Origin of the sequence: Croceitalea rosinachiae (assembly GCF_031846445.1) — a bacterium.
Classification (GTDB): Bacteria; Bacteroidota; Bacteroidia; order Flavobacteriales; family Flavobacteriaceae; genus Croceitalea; species Croceitalea rosinachiae.
In genome coordinates, this window is the sequence record NZ_JAVRHR010000018.1 from 1 (window position 1) to 483 (window position 483).

Annotated in this window: 1 protein-coding gene; it reads right to left on the minus strand. The window is 53.6% G+C overall.

The features are described 5' to 3' along the window. On the minus strand, positions 1-483 hold a 483-nt coding region (locus RM706_RS16460), incomplete at both ends, for a T9SS type A sorting domain-containing protein (protein WP_311353363.1).

Genomic DNA, 483 nt, shown 5'->3' on the forward strand with positions numbered 1-483 from the left:
TAGCTGGTAGCCGTTGGCACGGTTCCCCAGTTCGGAAGCTTTAAAGGCCCTTACCTGTTGGCCCAGGGAATTAAATATCGCAATGGCTTCCAACCTGGAACTGCCCTTGACAGAGAGCGTTGCCTCTGTGGTGGCGGGGTTCGGATATAGCATTACTTCAAAGGGTACTACCGGTTCGGTATTCCCCAATGCATAGTCGTCCAACCTTACTGTTAGGCCTGCTACGGCCGTGGTCACTGCAACATTGTCGATAAAATAGTTCTCGTTGCCTCCGCTTACCAACGATTCCACAACGATCTGTACCGTACTGCCCGTTATCTCACCCGAGATTAGGGTCTGCGGGTCGATGTCGTTGTTCACAAAGCCGAACTCCACCGGCGTGCCGCTGTCCAATATATAGAGCGCCCGCACGAAATCCGCACGTTCCTTGTTGTCGTCGGAATCATCGACGTCCAGCGATAGCGATACCGTTCCGCCGATAGG